Origin of the sequence: Streptomyces panacea (assembly GCF_040560175.1) — a bacterium.
GTDB classification, from domain to species: Bacteria; Actinomycetota; Actinomycetes; order Streptomycetales; family Streptomycetaceae; genus Streptomyces; species Streptomyces panacea.
In genome coordinates, this window is sequence record NZ_JARJHW010000113.1 from 1 (window position 1) to 23809 (window position 23809).

Annotated in this window: 23 protein-coding genes and 1 pseudogene; 12 read left to right on the forward strand and 12 right to left on the reverse strand. The window is 71.2% G+C overall.

Annotation, left to right across the window (positions count from 1 at the left end; genetic code table 11):
* Nucleotides 1–27 precede the first annotated feature (27 nt).
* Nucleotides 28–1695, forward strand: a complete 1668-nt coding sequence (locus P3L51_RS23890; RefSeq protein WP_354607327.1) for a glycoside hydrolase family 13 protein — start codon at nucleotides 28–30, stop codon at nucleotides 1693–1695.
* A gap of 73 nt (nucleotides 1696–1768) precedes the next feature.
* Here the strand turns inward: P3L51_RS23890 and P3L51_RS23895 are convergent, their stop codons facing one another.
* On the reverse strand, nucleotides 1769–2335 hold the full coding sequence (locus P3L51_RS23895; RefSeq protein ID WP_354607328.1) for an NADPH-dependent FMN reductase: 567 nt from the start codon (nucleotides 2333–2335) through the stop codon (nucleotides 1769–1771).
* 81 nt (nucleotides 2336–2416) lie between these two features.
* Between P3L51_RS23895 and P3L51_RS23900 the strand changes: the two genes are divergently transcribed.
* Complete coding sequence (locus P3L51_RS23900) at nucleotides 2417–2926, forward strand: MarR family winged helix-turn-helix transcriptional regulator (RefSeq protein WP_354607329.1); 510 nt, start codon at nucleotides 2417–2419, stop codon at nucleotides 2924–2926.
* Between the two features lie 125 nt (nucleotides 2927–3051).
* The gene (locus tag P3L51_RS23905; protein WP_354607330.1) at nucleotides 3052–3984 is read left to right on the forward strand and encodes an MHYT domain-containing protein; all 933 of its coding nucleotides are present in this window, start codon (nucleotides 3052–3054) and stop codon (nucleotides 3982–3984) included.
* 62 nt (nucleotides 3985–4046) lie between these two features.
* Here P3L51_RS23905 and P3L51_RS23910 read toward each other — a convergent pair whose 3' ends face one another.
* From P3L51_RS23910 to P3L51_RS23930, 5 genes and pseudogenes are all read right to left on the reverse strand, one after another.
* Nucleotides 4047–4808 carry a PIG-L deacetylase family protein gene (locus P3L51_RS23910; RefSeq protein ID WP_354607331.1) on the reverse strand — a complete coding sequence of 254 codons (762 nt, stop codon included), beginning with the start codon at nucleotides 4806–4808 and terminating at the stop codon, nucleotides 4047–4049.
* Nucleotides 4805–5497, reverse strand: a complete 693-nt coding sequence (locus P3L51_RS23915) for a DUF1796 family putative cysteine peptidase (RefSeq protein WP_354607332.1) — start codon at nucleotides 5495–5497, stop codon at nucleotides 4805–4807. Before P3L51_RS23915 ends, P3L51_RS23910 begins: the two co-directional genes overlap by 4 nt.
* 8 nt (nucleotides 5498–5505) lie before the next feature.
* The gene (locus tag P3L51_RS23920) at nucleotides 5506–6654 is read right to left on the reverse strand and encodes a class I SAM-dependent methyltransferase (protein WP_354607333.1); all 1149 of its coding nucleotides are present in this window, start codon (nucleotides 6652–6654) and stop codon (nucleotides 5506–5508) included.
* A gap of 232 nt (nucleotides 6655–6886) precedes the next feature.
* Nucleotides 6887–7108, reverse strand: a complete 222-nt coding sequence (locus P3L51_RS23925) for a hypothetical protein (protein WP_354607349.1) — start codon at nucleotides 7106–7108, stop codon at nucleotides 6887–6889.
* 91 nt (nucleotides 7109–7199) lie between these two features.
* Nucleotides 7200–7409, reverse strand: a pseudogene (locus P3L51_RS23930) (DUF6518 family protein); the annotation flags it as partial.
* A 116-nt stretch (nucleotides 7410–7525) separates the two neighbouring features.
* Between P3L51_RS23930 and P3L51_RS23935 the strand changes: the two are divergent.
* From P3L51_RS23935 to P3L51_RS23965, 7 genes are all read left to right on the forward strand, one after another.
* A complete protein-coding gene (locus P3L51_RS23935; RefSeq protein ID WP_354607334.1) occupies nucleotides 7526–8377 on the forward strand; it encodes an aldo/keto reductase in 852 nt (283 codons plus the stop codon).
* Between the two features lie 50 nt (nucleotides 8378–8427).
* Entirely contained in the window at nucleotides 8428–8667 is a 240-nt protein-coding gene (locus P3L51_RS23940; protein ID WP_354607335.1) for a DUF2630 family protein, read from the forward strand.
* A gap of 116 nt (nucleotides 8668–8783) precedes the next feature.
* A complete protein-coding gene (locus P3L51_RS23945; RefSeq protein WP_354607336.1) occupies nucleotides 8784–10025 on the forward strand; it encodes a cysteine desulfurase-like protein in 1242 nt (413 codons plus the stop codon).
* A 181-nt stretch (nucleotides 10026–10206) separates the two neighbouring features.
* Nucleotides 10207–11169, forward strand: coding sequence for a MerR family transcriptional regulator (locus tag P3L51_RS23950; RefSeq protein ID WP_354607337.1), 963 nt, complete (start codon nucleotides 10207–10209; stop codon nucleotides 11167–11169).
* A 271-nt stretch (nucleotides 11170–11440) separates the two neighbouring features.
* A complete protein-coding gene (locus tag P3L51_RS23955) occupies nucleotides 11441–12298 on the forward strand; it encodes a DUF3592 domain-containing protein (RefSeq protein WP_354607338.1) in 858 nt (285 codons plus the stop codon).
* Nucleotides 12299–12497: 199 nt separating this feature from the next.
* Nucleotides 12498–12959 carry a cupin domain-containing protein gene (locus tag P3L51_RS23960; protein WP_354607347.1) on the forward strand — a complete coding sequence of 154 codons (462 nt, stop codon included), beginning with the start codon at nucleotides 12498–12500 and terminating at the stop codon, nucleotides 12957–12959.
* 22 nt (nucleotides 12960–12981) lie between these two features.
* A complete protein-coding gene (locus tag P3L51_RS23965; RefSeq protein ID WP_354607339.1) occupies nucleotides 12982–13515 on the forward strand; it encodes a P-loop nucleotide/nucleoside kinase family protein in 534 nt (177 codons plus the stop codon).
* A 173-nt stretch (nucleotides 13516–13688) separates the two neighbouring features.
* Here P3L51_RS23965 and P3L51_RS23970 read toward each other — a convergent pair whose 3' ends face one another.
* Nucleotides 13689–13844, reverse strand: a complete 156-nt coding sequence (locus tag P3L51_RS23970) for a hypothetical protein (RefSeq protein WP_354607340.1) — start codon at nucleotides 13842–13844, stop codon at nucleotides 13689–13691.
* A gap of 153 nt (nucleotides 13845–13997) precedes the next feature.
* On the opposite strand from P3L51_RS23970, the gene P3L51_RS23975 reads away from it, so the two are divergent.
* A complete protein-coding gene (locus P3L51_RS23975) occupies nucleotides 13998–15116 on the forward strand; it encodes an AI-2E family transporter (RefSeq protein ID WP_354607341.1) in 1119 nt (372 codons plus the stop codon).
* 13 nt (nucleotides 15117–15129) lie between these two features.
* Here P3L51_RS23975 and P3L51_RS23980 read toward each other — a convergent pair whose 3' ends face one another.
* Together P3L51_RS23980 and P3L51_RS23985 are read right to left on the reverse strand one after the other, a co-directional pair.
* Nucleotides 15130–16134: a helix-turn-helix domain-containing protein gene (locus P3L51_RS23980; protein ID WP_354607348.1), complete on the reverse strand. Its 1005-nt coding sequence runs from the start codon at nucleotides 16132–16134 to the stop codon at nucleotides 15130–15132.
* Between the two features lie 149 nt (nucleotides 16135–16283).
* Nucleotides 16284–20063, reverse strand: coding sequence for a S8 family peptidase (locus tag P3L51_RS23985; RefSeq protein WP_354607342.1), 3780 nt, complete (start codon nucleotides 20061–20063; stop codon nucleotides 16284–16286).
* 185 nt (nucleotides 20064–20248) lie between these two features.
* On the opposite strand from P3L51_RS23985, the gene P3L51_RS23990 reads away from it, so the two are divergent.
* A complete protein-coding gene (locus P3L51_RS23990; protein ID WP_354607343.1) occupies nucleotides 20249–20455 on the forward strand; it encodes a hypothetical protein in 207 nt (68 codons plus the stop codon).
* Nucleotides 20456–20545: 90 nt separating this feature from the next.
* Here the strand turns inward: P3L51_RS23990 and P3L51_RS23995 are convergent, their stop codons facing one another.
* The 3 genes from P3L51_RS23995 to P3L51_RS24005 all read right to left on the reverse strand — a co-directional run.
* A complete protein-coding gene (locus P3L51_RS23995; RefSeq protein ID WP_354607344.1) occupies nucleotides 20546–21643 on the reverse strand; it encodes a hypothetical protein in 1098 nt (365 codons plus the stop codon).
* 343 nt (nucleotides 21644–21986) lie between these two features.
* Nucleotides 21987–22670 (reverse strand): SDR family NAD(P)-dependent oxidoreductase, encoded by a 684-nt coding sequence (locus P3L51_RS24000; RefSeq protein WP_354607345.1) that lies wholly within the window; start codon nucleotides 22668–22670, stop codon nucleotides 21987–21989.
* On the reverse strand, nucleotides 22663–23809 hold a 1147-nt coding region (locus P3L51_RS24005), incomplete at its 5' end, for a sialidase family protein (protein ID WP_354607346.1). The genes P3L51_RS24000 and P3L51_RS24005, both read right to left, overlap by 8 nt.

A 23809-nucleotide genomic window follows, 5' to 3' on the forward strand; every position in this document is an offset into this window, starting at 1 on the left:
GGACCCCTCATCCCACAAGGAGTCCCCGTGACCGACACCGCCACCCCGTCCACGACCGCCTGGTGGCGGCACGCCGCGATCTACCAGATCTACGTACGGAGCTTCGCCGACGCCGACGGCGACGGCACGGGCGACCTCGCAGGTGTCCGCGACCGGCTGCCGTACCTGCGTCAACTGGGCGTCGACGCACTCTGGTTCACGCCCTGGTACACCTCCCCGATGGCCGACGGCGGCTACGACGTCGCCGACTACCGGGACATCGACCCCCGCTTCGGCACCCTCGCCGAGGCCGAGACCCTGATCGCCGAGGCGCACACGCACGGCCTGCGCGTCCTGGTGGACCTGGTGCCCAACCACTGCTCCGACCAGCACCCCTGGTTCCGGCAGGCGCTGGCGGACGGGCCGGGATCGCCCCTGCGCGACCGCTTCTGGTTCGTCCCCGGGCGCGGCACGGACGGCGAACTGCCGCCCAACGACTGGCAGTCGTACTTCGGCGGCGCCGCGTGGACGCGGGTCACCGAGCCGGACGGCACCCCCGGCCCCTGGTATCTGCACATGTTCGCCCCCGAACAGCCCGACCTCAACTGGGAACACCGTGACGTACGCGCCGAGTTCGAGGACATCCTGCACTTCTGGCTGCGCAAGGGCGTGGACGGCTTCCGTATCGACGTCGCCCACGGCCTCGCCAAGAAGCCCGGCCTGCCGGATGTCGGCCCGGACCCGGACCTCACCGATCTGCCCTACCAGGACTGCGACGCCGTCCACGAGATCTACCGCGAATGGCGCAAGATCCTCGACAGCTACGACGGCGGGCGCACCTTCGTCGGCGAGGTGTGGCTGCCGACGCCCGATCAGTTCGCCCGCTACCTGCGCCCCGACGAACTCCACTCCGCCTTCAACTTCGAATTCCTGTGCTGCGCCTGGGACGCGGCGGCGCTGCGCGACGTCATCGAGGGCACGCTCGCCGCGCACCTGCCGGTCGGCGCGCCCCCGACCTGGGTCCTCTCCAACCACGACACCATCCGCCATGTCACCCGCTACGGACGCGAGGACACCTCTTTCGAGATGGGCGACAAGCGCCTGGCCGACCCGAGCGATCCCGTCCTCGGCCGCCGCCGGGCACGCGCCGCGGCGCTTCTGACCATGGCCCTGCCGGGCGGGGTGTACGTGTACCAGGGCGACGAGCTGGGCCTGCCCGAGGTGCGGGACATCCCCGACGCCCTGATCCAGGATCCGACGTTCCGCCGTTCGCTGGGGGCGGACCGGGGCAGGGACGGCTGTCGTGTACCCCTGCCGTGGACGGGGGCCACGGCGTCGCTGGGCTTCTCACCGGACGGCGCCCCGGCCGCCCCGTGGCTGCCCCAGCCTGCCGACTGGGCCGCGATGTCGGTCGAGGCACAGCTCGACGACCCGGAGTCGGTCCTCACGCTCTACCGCGAGGCGCTGGCACTGCGCCGCGCGCGACTGGTGGGACTCCCCGAGACCCTGGCCCTGACGAACGCCGGCGCGGACACGGTGTGCTTCGACCGGCCGGGAGGCTTCCGCTGCCTGGTCAACATCGGTGCCGAGCCGGTGACGGTCCCGGCCGGGGCCCAAGTCCTGCTCGCCAGCGGACCCTTGCTGCGGGACACCGGCGGGCAGCGGGTGCCGACCGACACGTGCGTGTGGCTGGACATGGGCGGGGCCCGGACGTAGCGACGTCACCGGATCGGTCCGGCGGACCCGGTGGGCGGGCTCCGCCGGACCCGATCCCCGGAACGATCTTGTCTCAGGCGTCGGTACGGACCGTCCGCAGGGCCTTGGTCCAGCTCACGAGCTGGTCGAGCGTGGTGTCCAGGGCCGCCTTCTGGTGCTCACCGGGCTTGAAGGTGGAGAAGTTCTCGAAGTCCGTGAAGAGGGAGAGGGCGACCTGGGCCCGTACGGTCGCCACCTGGAGCTCGGACATGATCAGACGCAGATGCTCGACCGCGCGGGTGCCGCCGACGCTGCCGTAACTGACGAAGCCCGCGGCCTTGTTGTTCCACTCGCCGTAGAGGAAGTCGATGGCGTTCTTCAGGGCGCCGGAGGTCGAGTGGTTGTACTCGGGAGTGACGAAGAGGTAGCCGTCGAAGGAGGCGATCTTCGCCGACCACGCCAGGGTGTGGGCGTGCGCGTACTGCCCCATCGTCGGCGGCACCGCCTCGTCCAGGTGCGGAAGTTCGAACTCGGCGATGTCGACGAGCTCGAACTCCGCGTCGGTGCGCCGGGCGGCGATCTCGTGGGCCCACTTGGCGACGGCCTCGCCGTTGCGGCCCGGACGGGTGCTGCCCAGAATGATCGCGATCTTCAGCGACATGATCCGCTCCTGACTTGAGATGTCAACCGACAACCATCCTGCTCACGCTTGAAGTCTCAAACAAGCAGCTACGATGGTCCCATGCCGGACGAGGCGGCCCCGGCCGACGACACGCCGTGGCTCTCCGCGACCGAGCTGGAGTCGTGGGTGCCGTTCAGCGGCATGCTCCTCGGTCTCGTCAGCGCGCTGGACGCGCAGCTCCAGAGCGACGCCAAGGTGAGCTTCTTCGGCTATCTGGTGCTGGCGGGCCTCTCCGAGGCGTCCGGGCGCACCCTCCCCATGAGCGACCTGGCGGTCCTGGCCCACGGCTCCCTGTCGCGCCTCTCGCACGCCGTGTCCACGCTGGAGAAGCGCGGCTGGGTCGGCCGCAGCCCCTCGCCGGAGAACGGCCGCGTCACGGTCGCGACCCTCACCGACGCCGGTCACGACAAGATCCTCGTCACCGCGCCGGGCCATGTCGAGGCCGTCCGCCGGCTCGTCCTCGACCCGATCCGCGCGGACCAGCTGCGCGCGCTCGGCGAGATCTCGACCGTCATCCGCGACTCGATGGGCTCCCCCTGCGTGTGGCCGTCCCGGCCCGGCACCGGGTGATTTTCAGCCGCTACGGGCTGTTTGCGCAGCGGAGTTCATGCTTTATTGGCTCATGAGGGTTGCAATTCGGTCATGTGGGCGCCTACACATCATCTCCACAGGTGTGAGGAACAGGGGTGCTGCACATGCAAGGCACGGTTGACGGATTCAGCTACGGGGTCATCACGCCGATCGCGGCATTCGTGATGGCCTGTCTCGGCGGCGCGCTGGGACTGCGCTGTGTCACCCGCTCACTCCGGGCGGAACAGTCCTTCAAACCCGGGTGGTTGTCGCTCGGGGCGGCGTCCATCGGCTCCGGCATCTGGACGATGCACTTCATCGCCATGATGGGCTTCCAGGTCCGCGAGTCGCCGATCAGCTACGACATCCCGCTCACGGTCGCCAGCCTCGCCGTGGCGGTTCTCGTGGTCAGCGTCGGAGTCTTCATCGTGGGCTACCGGGGCAGCGCCCCGGCCGTCCTGGTCACCGCCGGAGTCATCACCGGTCTGGGTGTCGCGGCGATGCACTACCTGGGCATGGCGGGCATGAGCCTGGAGGGCCGACTCCACTACGACACCACGATCGTGACGATCTCCGTGGTGATCGCCGTCGTCGCCGCGACCGCCGCGCTGTGGGCCGCCGTCACCGTCCGCGGCTTCTTCCCCAGCCTCCTCGCGAGCCTCATCATGGGCGTGGCCGTGACCGGAATGCACTACACGGGGATGGCGGCGATCAGCGTGCACCTCGCCGGCGGCGCGCCGCGCACGGGGGCCTTCGCCGACTCACTGCCCTCGATCATGTTCCCGATGCTGCTCGGTCCGCTCGTCTTCCTGCTGCTGGCCGGTGTGGTCGTCATGTTCGACCCGCTCCTGGTCCTCGGGGACGGCGAGTGGAACGAGACCCCTGCCCGGAAGCGTGAGACGGACCGTCCGGACGTGACGGAGGGGCCGGGCGCACCGGGCGTCGCGCGTACGGTTCCCGGTCCGCCGACCTGGACGGGGGCGGGGGCGGGTACGGCGAATCGCGACACCGGCACGCCGCCGCCCGGCCAGGAGCCCCCGCGCTCGTACCGCTGGTGACGACCCGCCGGGCCGCGGCCTGCCGACTCGCGGCACACCAACCCACCGCCCCTGTACGTCTGTCAGCTGCTCCCGACGCCTCCGGTGCTCCCGGCCCCCGGCTCCAGCGACCAGATGCGCTCGGCACGCAACGGCCCGGTACGGGCCAGCATCATGCCGTGGTCGGCGGCCAGCGGGGCGAGTTGGGAGCCGTAGCAGAGCACCGCGTCACGTTTCAGGGCCCACTGGTCATCCGTCAGCGTGAGGTCATGGGCGAGGCGCAACTCATGACGGCTCGTCATGTCCTGGTAGGCGAGGCCGTACAGGTGACTGCCGCTGAGCGCGTGATCGGCTCCGGGGGATCCCCACTCGTTCAGATGGCCGGTGTAGGGGAGGTCGGCGTAGACGAGCGGCAGCGGGCGGCCGAGGTTCCCGCTCACCGCCAGCGCACGGTCGCGAACCTTCTCATGGTCCGGCTGATTGGTGGCGATGGGTATCAACAGCAGCGTCTCCGGAGCCAGTTCGGCCAGGAAACGGTCGATCGCCGTCAGCTCCGTCCCGTCGCCGTAGGGGCCGTCGGGATGGTTCAGAAAGACGCTCTCGACCCCCAGGAGCGCGCAGGCCCGCGCGTCCTCCACGCGGCGGGCGCGGTACGCCTCACGAGCGGTGGAGAACCCGCAGACGCTGTCCCACCAGGAGACGGGGTGGTGGGGCCCGGGCTCGCCGCCGTACACCGTCACCACCGTGACGGGGCCCGGGAGCTGGGGAATGAGCCCCGCGAGTGAGAGCACGGCGTCGTCGAAGTGCGGCGAGAGGATCACGGTGGCGGGGCGTGCGGGAGTCATGCGGGGTGTCTCCTCGGTTGTGGGGTGGGCCAAAGAGGATCGGGCGACATCCGTACGGCGCTGAACACCTCGTCCCACTGGGCGTCGTCGCCCTCCCAGCGGCCGGGGGCCTCCGCCACCGTCCCCCACGAGATTCCCGGGGCCAGGTCCGCGGCGTCGGCGGGCGGCGTGCGGCGCAGCCACAGCAGCGAGAACCGCTGCCCGGGGTGCGCGGTGGCGATCACATGACGCAGCCCCGCCAGATCCCTCGCGACGCATTCGTCGAAGGCGTCGTGGTGGACGTACAGCACATGGGCGGGGGAGTCGGCGAGGGCGCGCCAGCGCTCCGCGAGCGCCTCGAACTTGGCTCTGACACCGTCGAGTTGGCTGTCGATGTCGTCCTGGGTGAGGAGCTGCCCGTCGGCCGGCCGGAAGTCGTGGAAGAACCGGATGTCCGAGCCGCGGTCGAGGGCGCAGAGCCCGTCGCTGAAGGGTTCCACCTGCCCCGGACGCAGTACGTGGGCGAAGTCCTCGGAGATGAGCTCGACCACCGCGTCGAAGTCGAGGTCGAGCCAGTCGAAGAAGTGCGCCGACTCGTTCCCGGTGATACGGCGGAGCTGGTAGGTCGTCTCGCAGTGGTAGCCGAGCCCCACACATACGTCGTAGATGTCCGCCCCGTGAGTCGGAACGGCCGGATTCGGGTGCGTCATGCGGGCGTTCAGCCGGCGGTGCGTCGGAGGAGGAGCCCGTCGCTGCCGCGTTTGATGAGATAGGCGCGACCCGCGCAGACGGTTTCGACGCGCGGCGGGACCAGATGGACGCTCTCCACCTCCTGCCAGGTCGCGGACGCCGCGAGCCAGGGCCGTACGCGGCTGTCCATGGCGTCCGGTTCGAGGGCGACGAACACGTGGTCGGTCGGCAGCCGGTCCAGCAGGGCGAGATCCTGGCCGTAGTAGAGCATCTCGATGAGCAGGTGCGCTCCGGCGCGCGGCCGGCCCGCCCCGGTGAGTTCCGCGAGATCCTCGGCCGATACGCGTACGGTCTCCGTGCCCCGCACGGCCTCGGTGAGACGCGCCCTGAACAGGGGGTTGGGCTCGGTGGCGTGAACGGCGAGGCCCGCCGCGACCAGACGGTGCGTCAGGGCGCCTTCACACGCGCCCACTTCCACCAGGGACCCGCCGGTCCCGGCGTGATGGCCCAGCACCCAGGCGGCGGTGGCGTCCAGCCGGTCCTTCTCGTACGGGGAACTGCCGAACTCCCAGGGATCCGGGATCGAGGCGGCCTCGTCGTCCAGGCTCGCCAGCAGCGCGAAGAGCCGTTCGCGCTCGTCGGCATCGGTGTGGAAGAAGCGCTCGGTGGCCGGTATGCGGGGTGTCTGGACCACGTACTCCGCCGACTGCTCCGTGAGCAGGTGCTCGCAGGACCGGTTGACGAAGTCGAGCTTCGTGGCGATCAGTTCGCGGTTCAGCGAACGGTCGAAGTCGCTCACGACCTGGAGAAACGGCGAATAGCCGACGGCGTGCCGCACCTCGCGGCCCGCACAGCCGATCGCCGTGTCCCGGCCCACCTTGCCCCGGCTGCGCCGGTTGTCCGCCGGTGAGTGCGTCCACACGCGCGCGTCGCGGGCGCCGGCCACCTCGCGTACGAGCTCCGCCAGGGGGACGGGACCGGGCGACCCCGCCGCCTCGTCGGCCGGACGCACGTGGCGCGCGATGTCCCCGAGCCGTTCGGCCGGGCTCCTCCCGGCGGGGAAGGCGAGTGTCCGGCCGTGATCGGCGAGGACGAGGGCGGTCTCTCCGTCGGTGAGAACGGACAGGAAGTCGAGTACGGCGTCTTCGGCGCGGAGTACAACAACGATGTCGATCACAGATCGGTCCTCTGTACGAGACGGACGGGCCGCAAGTGGCACACGCTAGGTCTAGACCACTGCGTGGTGCAAGGGACCGCGCCCCCGAAGGTCGTGTCTCGGCCGTCTCCGGGTCCGGCCGGATCGGTCCGGCCTGATCCCCTTCGTCCCTGATCGGACACGCCGACCGGTGTCGCGTGCAGAGACGGCGTGTCACGTGGAGGCGCGCCGTGTTACGCGGAGACGTGCCGTGTTACGCGGAGACGCGGTCGAGGATCCCCGCGTAGAGGACGGTGTACGCGATCAGTGCGAAGAGCGCGGCGGTGAGCGCGGTCCGTACGCGTTCACCGGTCGTGCGGGCCATCGCGAGCGGCAGGACGGCCATGAGCGCGAGGCACGTCCACGCCTGGGTGGCGTAGTGCAGCGTCCAGGCGTACAGGACGGTCCGGACGAGAGGCCGGAGCGGGGAGCCCATGCCGGCGCGCCCGAACTCGGCGTACCCGTAGTAGCCAGCCCACCACCAGGCTCACCACCGTGACCAGTCCGGTGGCGGCGGCTGTACCCACGGGCGTCCGCCGGGGCAGCGCCGCGCAGACCGCGAACGCCGCGAGGCGCCAGACGGCGCCGGAGTCGGCGAGCTGGTTCCAGGTGCCGGGGCGCCGGCCCTGGGCGAGATTGGTGAGCACCCCCAGGGCCAGGCCGGTGGCGAGCGCGACACCCGGGGCGCCGGTCCATGGAGCGCGGGTGGGACCGCTGAGTGAGCCGGTGCTGGTCATGAGGTCCCTCACGGTTGACGTGACGACGTGGGTGAGGGACGCGCGACGTGACCGCCGCGGTTGACAGGCGGCGCCCCGGTGAGAGCCTTGAAGAAGCACGAGAGGAGGGGCCGCCGATGGGACCGACACAGGACGTCCGCACCGTCCCGCTCCCCTCGGGGGAACACGTTCCCGTGCTGGGGCAAGGCACCTGGGGCTGGGCACAGGACCCCGCGCGCCGGGCGGGTGAGAAGGAGTCCCTGCTGCTGGGACTCGACCTGGGTATGACCCTGGTCGACACGGCCGAGATGTACGGCCAGGGCGCCGCGGAGGAACTGGTCGGGGAAACCCTCGCCGCTCGCCGTGACGAGGCCTTCCTGGTGACCAAGGTGCTGCCGTACAACGCGGGCCGGATGGACACCGTCAACGCCTGCGAACGCAGCCTGAAACGCCTGCGTACCGACCGGATCGACCTCTACCTCCTGCACTGGCGCGGCGCCGTACCGCTGGAGGAGACGGTCGCCGCGTTCGAGGAACTGCTCCGCGCGGGCAAGATCCGCCACTGGGGAGTCAGCAACTTCGACCCGGCCGACCTGTGGGAGCTGGCCGGGGTGCCGGGCGGCGACGCCATGGCCACGAATCAGGTCCTGTACAACCTGACCCGGCGCGGCATCGAGTACGACCTGCTGCCCCGGTGCGGCGAGCGCGGCGTCCCGGTCATGGCCTACTCGCCGGTCGAACAGGGACGGCTGCTGCCCGCCCCCGCACTCCGAGCCGTGGCACACCGGCACGAGGCAACACCGGCACAGGTGGCACTGGCCTGGGTCCTTCGCCGGAGCCACGTGATCGCGATCCCCCGCGCGGGCCGGGCGGAACACGTCCGCGAGAACCGTGCCGCGCTCTCACTGACCCTGACCGACGACGACCTCGCCGCCCTCGACGAAGCCTTCCCACCCGTCCGTGGGCCGGTACCGCTGGAGGTGCTCTGAGCGGAGGCGAGCGGGCGACCGGGCGGCGGCCCACAACAGCGGAGGCAGCCATGGCGGACGACATTCTGCACACGATCGACGCGCTGGTCGCGGAGGAACACCGCCTCCGCGAGCAGGCTCCCGGCAAGGGCCTCGGCCCGGCGGAACGCGAGCGGCTCCAGGTGCTGGAACAGCGGTTGGACCAGTGCTGGGACCTGCTGCGGCGGCGTAGGGCCGAGGCGGACTCCGGCGAGGATCCGCAGCGGGTGGAAGCCCGTCCGGTGGCCGAGGTGGAGTCGTACGAGCAGTGAGCGCGCCGGGGGCCGGGGCGGTGGCCTGCGGCTCGGAGTGCGATGTCACCCCCGTCTGCGATGATCGGCCCGGAGCCGGGATACGCGCTCCGGGCCGAGCGTGGTCAGGGGACCTCATGCCGTACGACACCGACACCGAGACCGAGACCGAGACCGACTTTGACGTCGACGCGTTGCGCGCCCGGTTTCCCGCGCTGCGCGCGGGAGTCGCGCACTTCGACGGTCCCGGCGGTACGCAGACGCCCACCCCTGTCATCGAGGCCATCAGGAACGCGCTGAGCAATCCTCTGTCGGTCAGGGGCTCCGTCGCGCCGGGAGAGACCAACGCCGAGACGATCGTCCGCGACTTCCGGCGGGCGATGGCCGACCTGCTGGGCGCGCGGGACACGGGCATCGTCGTCGGGCGCAGCGCCACACAGCTCACCTACGACTTCTCCCGCGTACTGGCCCGGAGTTGGGCTCCCGGCGACGAGGTGGTGGTGAGCCGGCTCGACCACGACGCCAACATCCGCCCCTGGATACAGGCCGCCGAGCGAGCCGGTGCCGTGGTGCGCTGGGCGGACTTCGACCCGGCCACCGGCGAACTGCCCGTGGCGTCCGTCGGCGCCCTGCTGACCGACCGCACGCGCCTGGTCGCGGTGACCGCCGCCTCGAACCTGATCGGGACCCGGCCGGACGTCGCGGCCATCGCCGACCTGGTCCACCGCGCGGGCGCGCTGCTGTACGTCGACGGCGTCCATCTCGCCGCGCACGCCTTCGTGGACGTCGCGGCGCTGGGCGCGGACTTCTTCGTCTGCTCGCCGTACAAGTTCTTCGGCCCCCACCACGGCGTACTGGCCGCTTCCCCCGAGCTGTTGGAGACCCTGCGGCCGGACAAGCCCGGGCCGTCGACCGACGTGGTACCGGAGCGCTTCGAGCTGGGCACCCTGCCCTACGAAGCCCTCGCGGGCACCCGCGCCGCCGTGGACTTCCTCGCCGATCTCGCCCCCGGCACGGCGGGGGACCGGCGTGAGCGCCTGCGCCGCGCCTACGCGGCGATCGAGGTTCACGAGACGGCCCTGCGCGAGAGCGTCGAGGCGGCGCTGTCCCAACTCGACGGCGTGACACGGCATTCCCGCGCGGCGCTACGAACCCCCACGATGCTGCTCACCTTCGAAGACAGGGCCGCGGCGGACGCCTACCGCTTCCTCGCCCGGTCCCAAGTCCACGCACCCGCAGGCTCGTTCTACGCGCTGGAGGCCTCCCGCCACCTCGGTCTGGGAGCCGCGGGGGGCCTGCGCGTGGGCCTGTCCCCGTACAACAACACGCAAGACATCGAACGGCTGACGACGGGCCTGTCGGCGTTCCTGCGCAGCTGAGCCTGTTCCTGAACTCGGGAGTTGGCCGTAGCTTCGTGATCATGCGGACGGGGGGGCTGGTGCTGTTCGGGACGGTTCGACGCTCAGGGCAGGTGCAGGTTTGCACCTGCCGTAGCGTTACGTGATCAGGTGGAGCTGTCTTCGCTCGTTCGTTCGTTCGTTCGTGAAAGGTCCTTCACTGATGCCCATGTCCTTCTTCGTCTCGCGACAGTCCAAGATCGGTGACGTGGCGGCCCTCGTGGGCACGACACCGCGGGCGATCCGGCACTACCACGACGTGGGCCTGATCCCCGAGCCCGGACGGGGCGGCGACGGCCGTCGCCGCTACGGCTTGCAGGACGTGGTGCAGCTGCTGTGGATCCGGAGGATGGCCGACGCGGGAATCGCCCTGGACGACATCCGTGAAGCCTTCACCGCCACCGCCACCGCCACCGCCACCGCCACCGTGGCCGGGACCGGGACCGGGACCGGCGTAAGTGAAGGTGACGGCATCGAGGCCACCCTGGCCCGGCTGGAGGAGGCCCTCGCCGCCCAGGAGGCGGAGCTGGCCCGTCAGCGGGCCCGCGTGCGGCGGATGCGTGCCGAGGGCAGCCGGATGGGCCTGCTCTCCGAGGCAGTCACCGGCCGTCTGAAGAATCTTCCCGAGGGCTCGCTGCGCCAGGCGGACCTGGACACCCTGCTCGTCACCGAGCGGATCTTCGGCCCTCTCGGCGCGGCTGTGCAGGCATCCCGGTTCATCGCGCTGGCCACCCATCCCGAACTCCGGGCCGAGTCCGACCGCGTGGACACCGCCGAGGAAGCACTCGACGACACCGTCGCCGTCGGCGACCCGCGCGTCGCCGAGACGGCCGCCCAGCGCCACGCCTTCGAGGCGATCCTGATGGCGACGATCGAAGAGTCAGGGATCGCGGAGGACGAAGCAGCACTCCTCGACGCCCTGGACGCCGCTCACCCCGAGGACGCCGAAGAAACACCGGAGCCGGGTGCCAAGGATGGTGGCATGAGCGCGTTCGATGCGGTCACCAAGCTGCCCCACGACTTCTCCCCGGCCCGAGTGCGCTGCGCGGAACTGGCCCTGGAACTCGCCACCCGCGACTGGGTGTCCGCTCCTGAGCCGGGCATGCCAAGAGACGTGCGGCGGTGAGGGATGTCCGGGCGCGACGCCGGCCACCACGTGGGGGTCGAGGGCATCCTCTGCGCCGACCACTACGGCCCCATGCTCACCCGGCTGCGCGGACCACCGCGGCCCGGCTTCCCGCGCACGAGTGAGGAGTTGACGCGACCGGACCGTCGGCCGCGGCCGCGGGAGGAAGGCTCCGTACACACCGGAGGCGGGTAGGTTGCTCCGAACCGGGCTCGCCGGGGCAGGCGTCCTGTAGGCGCCCCCTTGTCGGGGTGATGGGGGTGTGGGGCGGATGTACGGGCAAGAGGTCCTCGTCTGGTGGTGCGTGGTGCTCGGTGGGCTCGCGGTCGTCGGATACGGACGGTCGTTGGCCGGGGTGACCCGGGCCCAGCGCACGGTGCGGGTTCCCGGGCGCATGGTGGAGATCGAGCCGCCCGTGCACGGTGGCCAGGGGGCGAACGGCATACCGGTGGTGGTCTTCTTCCAGGACCCCTCCACCGGCGCGGAGTTCACCCTCCCCGGCAAGGACAGGCCCGGTGATGTGATCGAGACCGCGTGGAAGGGTCGGGAGATCGGGATACGGTACCGACCTGGCCGGCCCGAGGACTTCGCGCTCACCCACGATCTGTCGTACGGCCGGCACGGGGTCGGCCGGCCGAACTGCGCGGTCTTCCTCGTGTACGCCGCAGTGGTGACCAGTGCCGCGCTCACCTGGGGCTACCCGTGGGCGCTGCTCGGCGTGGGCGTTCCGTGGACCGTCGCGACGGTGATCGCCTTCCACCGCGAGGTCGGTGCGGCGAGGCGCCGGGTCGCCGAGCTGACCGCCGGGCCCACCGTTCCCGGCCGTATCGTCTCCGTGACGAAGTCCGTCCACACCGACGACGACGGCACGTTCGTCGCCTTCAACCCGGTTGTCACGTTCACCACCCGCGAGGGTACGGACGTCACCAGCTTCTGCCCCTTCGACCTCGCGGACCCGAGCCGCTCGCGCGGGCGCGACGTGACGGTTCACTACCTGCCCACCGACCCGTCGGTCTTCACCCTGGACCTGGCGGACAGCCGCCGCGACCTCGTGGCGACCGCCCGTTTCGACGGTTCGTTGCTGCTCGCCGGAGTGGCGGCGGTGGTCGTGGGAGTCCTCCAGCTGTGAGTGCCGCCGGCCGTCCGGAGCGGGACCTCGCGCGCGGGGGGTGTACCGGCCCCGGGACGAGACCGGAGCCCGCGCCAGGCGTGCCGCCGCACCGAGTCCCGGTCGCGGCGCGAGACTGGGCGGACCACGCTCACCCCTCACCGCCCATCGGCTGTGGCACCGCGCCCGCCGACCGTACGGAACGGACACCGCCGTGACCATGCCCTATCTCGCACAGCCGGATCAGCAGCAGAAGCTCGAATGGCTGGACGGCGGGCAGCTCGCGGTACTCCTGGACAGCGCCACCACCGACGGTCAGTTGACCGTCGGACGGTTCACCGTGAACAAGGGCGAGGCGCCCCCGTACCACATGCACACCCGTGAGGACGAGGTCTTCATGTTGCTCAAGGGCACCGCGCTGCTGTGGTGCGACGATCAGGAGATGGAACTGTCGGAGGGCGGCATCGTCTACCTGCCACGCAACGTGCCGCACGGATACCGGATCACCTCCGACACCGCCGACCTGCTGATGATGTGTACGCCGGCGGGTATCGAAGGGATGTTCCGCCACGCCGGACGCGACATGGCGTCCCCCCGCCCCGAAGGCTTCGAGATCTCACGGGAACGCATGGCGGAAGCCGCCGACATGTACGGCCAGATCATCGTCGGCCCGCCGCGCTGACGGCCCGGACCGAGGAGTGAGCATGGTTGACGTGACGGGGACGTTCTCAGCGGTCCGGCCGACGTTGATTCTTCTGTGCGGGCTCCCGGGCTCGGGAAAGACGACGCTGGCCAGGCACCTCGCCCAGGTTGTCCCCGCCGTGCGGCTGTGCCCGGACGAGTGGCTGACCGACCTCGGCCTGGACCCGTACGACGAACAGGCGCGGGATCGTCTCGAAAAGCGGCTGTGGAGTCACGCCAAGGAATTTCTGGGAATCGGCCGGAGCGTGATCCTGGAGTACGGCTTCTGGGACCGCCGGGAACGCGATGAGAAACGACTGACCGCACGTGCGCTCGGCGTCGCGGTCGAGTTGCACCACCTCACGGCGTCGCTCGACGAACTGAGCGCACGGCTCGAATCCCGTACGGCGGAGGGCCCTTGGGGAAGCGTCCCGGTGACCCGCGAAAAGCTTAAGGAGTACGCGGAGCATTTCGAAGCCCCGGAAGCCGAGGAACTCGGCCTGTTCGACCGGCCTCCCCCTGAACGCGACGCTCAAGGACCGTTTCGCAACGGCTAGTTGCACGAGCCACAGGCATCGACAGGCATCGACAGACATCGACGGTCGGCCGGTTCTCACCCGGCGCACCAGGCCCAGCCGTCGGTGACAAGGGCGTGGAAACCGTCCTCGTGCTTGATGTACAGGAGCTGTGCACCGAGCGGCCGGCGCGATGAACCCGTGCGTACTTGGGCTCACCCGACACCGCCCCGCGGTGAACCACGCAACTGAAGGACGGGCATATGGGCCCGGCGGCCCGACGCGTACGCGAGGATCAACGACCCCAGCGAGACGAGCGCCGCCAGGATCGAGATCGAGAGAGCCGGCACCACGTTCCCCCCATCGCCCATCGCCCCCCGTCCGCGAGACGTGTCTCCAGACGTACCCGCGAAGCAGCGGTCCGAGTCGCACTCCGATGCCCACGCCCCGCTTCGAGTCCGATCCGTCCGGCCGTCCGTAAGCGCGGTCCAGCGGTGTGTCGCGGTGCCCATAGGGTGACCTCCATGTCTGTCACGTTGAGTTCAACCAAGACCCGCGCGGCGCTCCGCACATCAGCCCGTGTCTCCGTCGAGATGCTGGTCGTCCTCGTCGCCGCCGGGGTCGCCCTCTGGCTTCTGGGGCGGATGTGGTCGGTCGTCTGGCCGCTCATAGTCGGCCTGCTCCTGACCACGCTGACCTGGCCGCTGGCCCGTTTTCTGCGCAGGCACGGCTGGCGTCCGGCCCTGGCCGCCTCAGTCGTGACGGTGCTGTTCCTGGTGGCCGCAGCAGGCGTCGTGGCGCTGATCGCGGTCCCGGTCGCGTCCCAGTCGGGCGAGTTGACGACGGGAGTGACCGACGGCATCGACAAGGTGCGCGAGTGGGCGGCGGGGCCGCCGTTGAACATCGACGACGACGAGATCACCGGTGCGCTGGACACCGGCATGGCCCGCCTTCAGGACAGCGTCGGCAGCATGGTCACCACGGTCATCACCGGCGTGAGCACCGTGGTCAACGGCGTCGTCACCACCGTCCTGGCGCTCTTCCTGATGTTCTTCTTCCTCAAGGACGGACCGAGGTTCCTGCCCTGGCTGACCCGTCAGCTGCCCGGCCGCCTCGCCACCGACATCCCGGTGGTCGCCGCCCGCAGTTGGGACACGCTGGGCGCGTTCGTGCGCTCCCAGGCGTTCGTCGGTCTGCTCGACGCCGTCTTCATCGGTCTCGGCCTGTGGATCGTGGGCGTACCCCTCGTACTCCCGCTGGCGGTCCTGACGTTCGTCTCCGCGTTCGTCCCCGTCGTGGGCGCCCTGTTCGCCGGACTGGTCGCGGTACTCATCGCGTTGGTGTCGAACGGCCCGACGGACGCGCTGATCGTGCTGGCGATCATCATCTTGGTGCAGCAGCTGGAGGGCAACGTGTTCCAGCCCATGATCCAGAGCCGCGGGCTCGGCCTGCACGCGGCCGTGATTCTGCTGGCGGTGACGCTGGGTGCCAGCCTGGCGGGCATCGTGGGCAGCCTGCTCGCCGTACCGCTCGCCGCGCTGATCGCGGTGGTCTGGAACTACGTACGCGAGCAGCTCACCGACCCGCCGCAGGAGCCGGACGCCGACCGGTCGCCCGCCGGGGCCACCACCGCGTCCTCGTAGGACGGCGGACCGGTCACAGCCAGCCGCGCCGGGCCGCCTGCCAGGCGAGTTGCATCCGCGTGGTCGCTCCGGCGAGATCCATCATGTGCTGGATATGGCGCTGCACGGTGCGCCGGCTCAGCCCCATCTGGGTGGCGATCGCCTTGTCGGCCACGCCCGCGACAAGCAGGGACAGCAGACGTCTGTCGATGGAGGAGAGCGGGTCCGGCGCTCCGGCGCCGTCCGTCCCGGTGACCGCGCCCGAGTCGTCGACGTCCAGCGGGACGGCGTCCTCCCAGTAGCGTTCGAACAGGGCGATGAGCGCGGCCAGCAGGCTGCTGTCCCGGACCAGCGCGGTGGTCGGCTCGTGCGGGCTGCCGTGCGGCCCCCCGGGAACCAGCGGGCAGATGGCGATCGCACGGTCGGCCACGGCGAGGCGCAACGGCAGATGGGGCACGGATCTGGCGATCTCCCCGGCGCGCACGCCCTCCACGACGTTGTCCACCGCGCCCTCGTCGTCGAAGAAGGCCTTCTCGTACAGCACCCGGTAGGTCACGCCACGGCCCAGCGCGTCGAACTCCGCGTTGTTGCTGCCCGAGGGCATCGCCACGTACTGGGCCTTGCAGAACCAGAGCATCTCGTCGCGCGCGCTCGCCTGGATCTGCCGCAGGTGCTGGCGCAGGGCCTCGCCGCCGGTGATGACCTCGATGAGCCGGCCGGGGTCCTGACGGCGTGCGGTGTCCCGGTAGGTCTCCAGGAGACTGGTGACCTCGATACGCGCCAGGTCCAACGCGTCCGCGTTGCGCTTCAGTTGAGGGGTGAGCGCCACGTCCGGGGGAGTGGGCCGGTACCGGCGCGGCAGACCGTCGGTGTGGCTGGCCATGCCCTTGGCCGCGAGACCGGTAAGCACGTCACGGGCTTCCGCGACGTCCAGCCCGAGACGGTCGGCGACGTCGACGGCGGTGAGCAGACCGGTCGTTATCAGCAGCCGGTACACGGCTTCCTCGGCTGCGGATACCCCGGCGGCCTCCAGCGCCACGGCGCCCTCCTGAGACCTTGGCCCCCATGCGCTCACATGCACGCACCTTCGAATAATTCATACCGTACTGCATCGTGTGTACCGCACACCGGTGGGCGGGTGCTCGCCGCCGCCCGCCCACCGGTGCTCAGAGCAGAACCCCTCTCCCGCTATCCGCGTCGCAGGTAGGCGCGTTCGACGGTCTGCCGGACACGGTTGCCCGAGGAGTCCTCCGCGGTGACGCGCAGCGTCACGTACGCGTCGCCGTGCTGCCGGTCCGGTCTGCCGATCTTCGCCGAGAAGGTGCCCGCGCCGCGGCTCTCGACCGAGGCCCGCTCCCAGCTCATTCCGTCGTCGTGGCTGGTCTCGACCTTGACGCTCACACCGCGTGGCGCGGCCAGACCGTTCTGGGCGCGGACGGTGAGCCCGACCGTGTGCGACCGGCCGCGGCCGACCGCGTTGTCCGCGTCGACCGGTACGTCGTAGTCGAGTTGGAGCAGCGGCAGCGTCGCCGCCTTGCCCGCGGCGCCGGAGCGGAACGACCACGACGTGTCGGTGGCTGTCCCGTACGCCCACTCGGGCGAGGTCCGGGACGTCTTCAGGTCCAGCCGGTAGTCCGCCGCGCCGGACGGCACGGTGAAGTCCGTCCAGGCGCTGTCGGCCTCGGCGGTCTTCTTCCCGTCGCGGTACAGGACGGCCGACGCTGTGTCACCCGATTCACCGGCCGGCGCCCTACCGGAGGAGCCGATCCCGCCGCCACCGAGGAGCAGCCGCGACCGGTGCCCGGCCGTCGAGTCGGTGAACTCCGGGATCCGCAGGGCCAGTACGTTCCCCTCGCGGACCGAGGGGGTCGCGGTACCGCGCGGAATCGACGGCCGGACGACGGCCCCCTGCCAGGTCTCGGCCACGCGCTCGCCCGGCCGGTAGGTGCGGGGTGTGTCGCCCAGGCCCACCCTCAGAGGCATGTCGACATCGAAGGTGGTCTCGTAGTGCACCAGGTGCTGCCAACTGGTGTCTCCCCCGCTGACGTACTCGGTGCGTTCGAAGCCGGTCGGTACATGGCGGGTGTACTGGTTCCAGACGAAGTCCTGGTACGGGCGCCGGGCGAAGCGCTGTTCGGCCGCCCACGGCGAGCCGCCGTTGTCGGCGTACGTGCTCCGCACGACCGCGCTGTTCCGCTCGGACACGGTGTGGACCACCCGCTCCGGGATCCGCTGCGAGGACACCTGCATGACGTCGTAGAGGTACGGGCTGCGCGCGGTGCCGGTGAACCGCACCGTGGTGGAGCGCTTGTTGATCCGCTTCAGCAGCTCGGCGCCCGTGCTCGCGCCGATCCGTACGGTGGGCAGGGCCAGCCGTTCGCCGTCGGGCCGCCAGCGGGTCCAGGCGATGTCGGAGAAGTGGACGAGCATCAGACCGCGGGCACCCGCGGCCGCCGCCTTCTCGACGAGATCCCGTTCGCTCGCGCCGTCCTCGTTGGTGAGGACGGCGAGTCTGCCGCGTACCTTGCCGAACGCCGGGGCCCTCGCGTCACCCGCGTCGACGGCGGTCAGGCGCTCGCCCCGCTCGTCGAACAGGGCCGATGAGGGCATGTAGTAGGCGCCGAGGTCGAGATCGGTGCCCGGCACGGCCGTTTCCAGGAGAGGCGCGGTGAGCTGCCAGCGGGAGGCGAACTCGAACGTGCCGTCCGTGACGGCCGGGGTGGGGCTGACGTACAGGCGTTTGGCGAGGTCGAAGTACATCGTGCCCTGGATCAGACCGTGTCCGTCGATCTGCCGGTACGTCTGGTAGCTGAGGATCCCGCGCTGCTCGGCGGGGCGGGGCGTGCGGATGTCGACCAGGGTCGTGCGGCGCGCGTCGAGCGTGACGGTCATGTCCTTGGTGACCTTCACCTCGGGCAGGACCACATGGCGCAGTTCCTCTCCGTCCCGCGCCTTGTCCAGGGAGGAGTAGTTGAGCTGGTAGGTGCCCTCCTCGACCTCGGCGACGGCCGGGTCGGTGCTCGTGTACCCGACGAATCCGTCGGCGCCCCAGATCGTCGGCAGCGCCTCGACACGCTTGCCCTCGTGGTCGTAGGTCTTGACGGTCAGCCGGTGGGTGGGGCCCTGGACGACCAGGCTCAGCGTGGTGTGGACGGGCGCCGAACCGTCCGACGGGGTCGCTGTCACATGACCGTAGTAGTCACCCCGCGCCGCGCGGGCGGGAGCCACAGTGAGGGGCACCTCGGCCGTCGAGCCCGCCGGGACGCGTACGGAGTCCGAGCCCGGTCGCACCGCGCCGTCGGCGGGCTCGCGTCCGCCGCTGGTGGCCAGTTTCACGGCGAGCGCGAGCGTGACCTCCTTGTCCGAGGTGTTGGTGTAGCGCAGTGTCCTGGTGGCGGTCCGGTCGTCCCCCGCCTCGAAGGGGCCGAGGGCGACGGTGCCGGTGGCGGTCACCGGGCCGAGCGCCGCGGCGGCCACGTCGATACGCCCGCCGCCCTGTTCGGTGACCCGCTGGCCGGCGATGGTACGGGCGGTGCTGATCAGCGCGTCCTTGATCTGCGCCGCCGACCAGTCGGGATGCCGCTGCGCCAGCAGGGCCGCCGCTCCCGCGACATGGGGAGTGGCCATGGACGTCCCCGACGCCGCCGTATGACGCTCGTCCACCGGGTCACCCATGGTGGTGCCCGCCGCGCGGGCGGCCACGATTCCGACGCCCGGGGCCGTCACATCGGGTTTGACACCGTCGTTGCCGGGCCGGGGGCCACGGCTGGAGAACTCGGCCAGCGAGTCGTCCCGGTCCACCGCCCCGACCGTCAGCGCGGCATCCGCCGCGCCGGGCGAGCCGATCGTCCCCGTCGCCGGGCCGCTGTTGCCCGCGGCCACGACGAACAGCGCGCCGCTGCTCTCGCTCAGCTCGTTCACCGCGAGGCTCATGGGATCGGTGCCGTCGCTCGGAGTGTCCGAGCCCAGGCTCATGTTGACGACCTGGGCTCCCTCCGCCGCGGCCCACTCCATCCCGGCGATGACCTGCGACTCGCTACCGAAGCCGTCGTCGCCGAGAACCTTTCCGATCATCAGCTCCGCCGCCGGGGCGACTCCCTGACGGGTGCCGTCCGACGCCTTTCCGCTGCCGCCGACGATGGAGGCCACGTGCGTACCGTGCCCGAACCCGTCTCCCGTTCCGGAGCTGCCGGAGAAGTCCTCGGCGGCGGCGATCCGGCCCGCCAGGTCGGGATGGCTCTGGTCGGCGCCGGTGTCGAGGACGGCCACCTTGACGCGCTCACCCCGCAGACCGGTCTTCCATACGTCAGGGGCGCCGATCTGGGCCGTGCTGCGGTCCAGGGACGCGCTGACGCGTCCGTCCAGCCAGACGCGGGGCGCCGCGCCGGCGGCGGCGCCGCTCATGGCCGGCCCGCCGGGCGCCAACTGCTTCCAGAACGCGCCGAGGTCACTGCGGGGGACCCGTACCGCCCGGGCGTCGATGCTCTCCAGACGCCGGGCCGGGGAACCGTCGCCGGCGAAGGCGGTGAGCCGCCGCACCGCGGCGCCCGCCTTCCCGCCGGCGCCGCCCACGATCAGCGGGAGCGCCGTGGTGTGCGCCTCGTCGTACCGCTGGGCGACGAGCGCGGTCACGTCGAACAGCTTGGGGTCCAGGCGGCCGGCCGAGACCAACTCCCCGGCGTCCGAGGGCAGGACGCTGAGATGACCGTCCTGCTCCAGGGTCCGGAAGATGATCCCCCGACGACCCGTTCCCGGCTCGACCGAGACGATCCGGCCACCGTCACCCCCCTTGCCGAGAGTGACCCGGTCACCGGTGATCAGGCGCACGGAGACGCTGCCCGAGGCAGCCGCGCCGCTCGCCGCCGACCTGTCCTGTACACCGCCGGGAGCGGCCGACACGGGCGCCACGGCCCCGGCGGCCAGCGTCAGTCCCACCGATATTGCCGCCACGAGGCGGATCCGTCTCATCTGGTCCCATGCCTTCCGTTGTGCGAGGTGAGAAGTTCACCTGCTGCACAGAATCCGTTGGCGGCGGATGGGTGTCACTGAATTCCGGTGGCACAGGTGGGACATGTCCCAACGACGACACGCGCCTCAGCAGCCCCGGCGACCCCTGGAGCCCCCGGCGTGCCGAGGCCGGCGGGGAGTTCGCGGTGCCGCGCCGCATCGCGTTCTCCGCTGTGCGGCCCGCCCAGGCCGACCGCTCTGCCCGCCCGGGCGGGCAGAGCGGTGGAGAGGAAGGCCAGAGCCGTGTCTGTCGCGACGGCCAACAGGGCGCGGCGCAGTCGCCGAGCGGCGAGATCGAACGCCTCGACGGCACCGACGCCATCGTGCCGTTCTCGAGCGGGCACTCGGCGTAGCCCGGTAGGTCTTGCCTCCCACGGTCGCCGCCCCGATGTCGTAGGCGGCGACCGTGGGCCACGCAGTTGTCCCCGATCCGTCGCGGCGGGTCAGGAGGAGTGTGGCCGCGCCGATTCCGGGGCTGCCGTGCGGCGGGCTTTGCGGACCGTCGTCTCGCGGATCGCGCCGTAGTACCGCTCGTCGTAGTAGCTCCATGGCAGCGCGTTCACGTAGCCGTCCACCAGCCGGAACTGTTCCAGTGCCGCGTCGTACCGGCCCTGCCGGGACAGGAAGTAGGCGAGCAGATGGCGCAGTTCGGCCAGTCGCGGGTGGTCGGCCGGGGCGGCCGCCGCGTCGGCGAGGGCGGTGTCGACCAGCGACGTCAGCTCGGGGCTCCGGTACGCCGACGCCTTCACGGTGTGGTCGAGATGGGCCTCGAACCACGCGATGAGCGGGAACGCCGACATCAGGTTCCCCAGCGGTGCGTTCGCCGCCGCGCGTGCGGCGAACGCGTGGGCCAGTTCGTCGGACCCGCGCCACTTCGCGCTCCAGTACTGGAGCGCGCTGAAGTGGGCCTCGAAGTGGTGTGGCGCGCGGGCCGTCAACTCCGCCCACACATGCTCCATGTCCGCGTGCGGGTAGCCGAGGCCGAGGCCGGTCCAGATCTCGGTGATGTACGGAGTCGGGTCGTGCGGGTTCAGCGCGGCGGCCCGCGCGATGTCCTCGCGTGCGCGAACCAGCGTCCGGTGGAAGCCGTCGAACTGCTCCTGGCTGGTGTGCGACGCGCTGTGGTCGCCACGTTTGCGCCACGCCAGATTCACCGTGGCGCGAGCCCGTACGACCGCCGCGTCCGGGTCGTCGTGGCGGGCCTTCTCCCAGGCGACGAGCCAGCCCTCGTCCGCCGCCGCGATGTCGCTGAGTCGCTCCGCGTACATCGAGCGGCGTTCCCAGTCCCTGCCGGTGCTCGCGAGAAGAGCGGCGGCCGGCCGCCAGTCACCGGACCGGACTGCCGTGAGCGCGGCGAGCAGTTCGGGCTCGGGGGGCGCGGCCAGCTCTTTGTCCAGCTGGGCGACGGGCAGTAAGCCGAGCCTCTTGGAGCGCGCGGACTGTCTGGGATTGCCGGAGGCGATCACGGAGTCGTGGCGACGCGTCTTGAACCAGTAGTAGATGCAGACCGCGCCCACGATCATGGGGAGATACCGAAGCATGGGGTCCTCTCGGTGGCGAATCGAGGGGACGGGCGTCCACCGGACGGCTTCTCCCCACGACAGCTGGTCATGTCCGCAGGAAAGGGACACGGAAGGTGTGGGGGGAAGCGGGTGGTGGCGGGGGGATGCCCAGTATCCCGCACCGTGCGCCGGTGCGGCAATGGATCTAGAGAACCGAGTCGGAGATTCGTCGTCGGGCGGCGAGCGTGCTCACTCCCGCCCGCCCCCGACTCCCGCGGTACGGCGTCCTTCGCCGCCGTACGCGACTCCCCGTTCGCCTGGCCGGATCACCCGGCATCGACCACGATGTCCGCCAACGGCGCCGGCCGCTCACCGGAGACGGTCACAGCGAGGCGCCCCCGCACATGACCAGCGTCTGGCCGGTGACCGAGCCGCCTTCCGCGCCCAGCAGGAACGCCGTGAGGCCCGCGACGTCCGAAGGGGCGACCAGGGAGCCCAGCGGCGGCAGTACCGGCGGGGTGGCGGCCCGGCCGGGGTCGCTGAGCATGGGCGTGTCGGTGGGGCCGGGGGCGACGACGTTGACGGTGATCCGGCGCGGGGCGAGTTCCGCGGCCCATGAGCGTGCCAGCGCGGCGAGCGCCGCTTTGGTCGCCGCGTACTGGCTCTTGCCCGCCACCCCGCTCATCGTGCGGCTGCCGATGAGCACCACCCGGCCGCCGTCGGCGATCCGTCCGACCAGGGCGTCCAGCAGGACCGCCGCCGCCTGCACGTGCACGCTCCACATCAGTGCCCCGTCGTCCGCGGACAGCGCGCCCAGCCGGGCGGAACGCTGAAGTCCGGCGGCGTGCACGACCGCGTCGACCGGGCCGGTCTCTTCGAGGAGCGCGGGCAGTCCCGTGGTGTCGGAGAGATCGGCCGGGATCCAGTGCGGGGCGGGGCCGACGGCGGGCGGCCGGGTACGGCAGAGCGCGGTGACCCGCCACCCTTCGTCGAGGAGTCGCGCGGTGATGGCGGCGCCGATCCCCGAGCTGGCGCCGGTGACGACCGCGTGGCGCGGCTCAGACATCGGCCGCCCAGTCCGGTGCGACGCGCACGTACTTGATGGCCTGCCGCCAGTAGGTGTACGCGATGTGCAGCGCCCCGTCGGGGCTCTGGAGGATCGTCGGGTAGGAGAACTCCCGGTTGAGCCGGTCGCGGGAGTTGTTGGTGAGGCAGTGGCCGTCGCCGGTCTCCAGGTCGCGCCGGACCGGCCAGGTCCGGCCGCCGTCGGCGGAGAGGGCCAGGGTGAGGGGCGCGCGGGGCGCACCCCAGAACGCCGTTCTGATCCCCGTCGTGCCACCGTCGGCGGGCCTGAACTCGGCCTGCGGAGAAGGGGTGTTGCTCGCCGGTCCGTCGCTCGCCAGCCCGTCGTCGTCGATCTCGTCGTACAGCGAGACGCGCCGCGCGGTGGCGTCGGCGGCGCTGCTGTGGTTGAGGACGAGGGCGAGCCGCCCGTCGGCGAGCGGGACGTACTGCACGGAGGAGTTGTTGTTGGGCAGCTCGCCAGGCTCCGGTTCGCTCCAGCTCTCGCCGCCGTCCCCGGACCGCGACACATAGACGTGGTCCGCCCAGCGGCTGCGATAGAGGGCGAGCAGAGTGCCGTCGGCCAACGGGTGGATGTTCATGTGGACGCAGCCGGTGCTGCCCGGCACCGCCCGCTCCGTCCAGGTGCGGCCCTCGTCGTCGCTGATCATGACCGCGCTGGTGTCGTGGTCGCCGACCCAGGGGACGCCGGGAGTGGCCACGCAGTGGAACACCGGCAGCAGCCAGCGCCCGCCGGGCAGCACGGTGACCGGCTGCCGGACGAAGACACCGCCGCGTTCGGTGGCGGGGAAGAGGGTACGCACCGGGCCCCACGTGCGGCCGGAGTCGTCCGAGATCCGCGTCCGGACCTCGGCGGTGTCCTGGTTGCCTGCCAGTTGGGCGGTGTAGAGCAGCCACAGCGCGCCGGAAGGGGTGACGAACAGCAGGGGGTTCTGTTCGGAGCGGGTGGCGTCGTCGGAGAGCCGGACCGGTTCGCTCCAGACGCCGCCGGGCGAGGGGTGGGAGGAGAGCCGGGAGAAGTACGCGGAGATGTCGGGGACGCCCTCCTGCGTACCGGCGAACCAGACGCACCCCAGGTCGCCGTCGGGGAGCAGCGCCAGACTGGCCGCGTGGTTCTGGACG